Source organism: Streptomyces sp. NPDC054866 (assembly GCF_053610745.1).
This window is the reverse complement of record NZ_JBSGZA010000031.1, coordinates 1-1,845: the sequence shown is the minus strand read 5'-3', so window position 1 is coordinate 1,845 and position 1,845 is coordinate 1. Positions and strand designations below refer to the sequence as shown.

1 protein-coding gene is annotated in these 1,845 nt (G+C 68.8%); it reads right to left on the bottom strand.

The window, feature by feature from the left end; translation table 11 throughout:
• The coding region (locus ACWGI2_RS42035; RefSeq protein WP_453701335.1) for a type I polyketide synthase at window positions 1-1,845 on the bottom strand (1,845 nt) is incomplete at both ends.

Here is a 1,845-nt window from a genome sequence, read left to right as displayed (position 1 = left end):
CTCCAGGATCACATGCGCGTTCGTCCCGCTCATTCCGAACGACGACACCGCCGCCCGCCGTGCCTCACCCGTCTCCGGCCACGACTGCGCCTCCGCCAACAGAGCGATATGGCCCGTCCCCCACTCCACATGGGTGGAGGGCTGGTCCACATGAAGGGTCTGGGGGAGCCGGCCATGTCGCATGGCTTCGATCATCTTGATGACGCCTGCGACGCCCGCCGCGGCCTGCGTGTGGCCGATGTTGGACTTGATGGAGCCGAGCCAGAGCGGCCGTTCGGCGGAGTGCTCACGCCCATAGGTGGCGAGGAGGGCTTGGGCTTCGATGGGGTCGCCGAGGGTGGTGCCGGTGCCGTGTGCTTCTACGGCGTCGATCTGGTCGGCGGTCAGCCGGGCGTTGGCGAGGGCTTGTTCGATGACGCGTTGCTGGGAGGGGCCGTTGGGTGCGGTGAGGCCGTTGGACGCGCCGTCCTGGTTGATGGCCGAGCCGCGCAGCACCGCCAGGACGGGGTGGCCGTTGCGCTGGGCGTCGGAGAGGCGTTCGAGGAGGACGAGTCCAGTTCCTTCGCCCCAGCCGGTGCCGTCGGCCGCGTCGGCGAAGGGTTTGCAGCGGCCGTCGGGTGCCAGTCCGCGCTGGCGGGAGAAGACCTGGAAGGTGCCCGGCGTGGCCATGATGGTGGCGCCGCCGGCCAGAGCCATGTCGCACTCACCCTGGGTGAGGGACTGGGCGGCGAGATGCAGAGCGACCAGTGACGAGGAGCAGGCCGTGTCCACCGTCATGGCGGGGCCCTCCAGCCCGAAGGTGTACGCCACCCGGCCCGAGGCCACACTGCCCGAACTGCCCGTGGCTATATAGCCCTCCAGCCCCTCCGGGTTCTGGTGGAGCCGCAGCAGATAGTCCTGCGAGATGACTCCGGTGAAGACGCCGGTGTTGCTGCCCTTGAGGGTGGTGGGGTTGATGCCGGCGTGTTCGAAGGCTTCCCAGGCGGTTTCGAGGAGGAGGCGTTGCTGGGGGTCGGTGGCGAGGGCCTCGCGGGGGTTCATGTGGAAGAAGTCGGCGTCGAACTGGTCGGCGTCGTGGAGGAAGGCGCCGTGGCGTGTGTAGGTCTTGCCGGTGGCGTCGGGGTCGGGGTCGTAGAGGTTGTCCAGATCCCAACCGCGGTTGGTCGGAAGATCGCCGACGGCATCGATGCCGGCGCTGACGAGATCCCACAGCGCTTGCGCGTTCCGGATGCCTCCGGGGTAGCGGCATGCGGTGGCGACGATGGCGATGGGGTCGTCGGTGGTGTGGGTGGTGTGGGTGGTGGCTGTGGTCTGGAGCGGGGTGTTGAGGAGCTGGTTGAGGAGGTGGGTCGTGAGGGCCTGTGGGGTGGGGTGGTCGAAAATCAGGGTGGCGGGGAGCCGCAGGCTGGTGGTGCCGGTGAGGCGGTTGCGGAGTTCGACGGCGGTCAGGGAGTCGAAGCCGAGGTCTTTGAAGGGGCGTTGGGCGTCGATGGCCTCGGGGGAGTGGTGACCGAGGACGGCGGCAACGTTGCTGCGGACGAGGTCGAGCAGGCGGCGATGCCGGTCAGTTTCGGGTAGGGCGGTCAGTTCTTGGGCCAGTGCGCCGGCGGTGGTGGGGGAGTCGGTGGCGGCAGTACGTCGGGTGGGGTGCGGGGCGAGGTCGCGTAGGAGTGCGGGGGTTGTTTCGGTGGTGCGGAGTGCGTTGGGGTTGAGGGGGAGGCACACCTGATACGGCTGAGGCGCTGCCAGCGCGGTGTCGAACAGGTGGAGGGCGTGGTCGGTTTCCAGCGGCCGGGTCCCGTGGGTGACTTTGCGGACTTCTGTGCCTGTGAGGTGGTGGGTGAG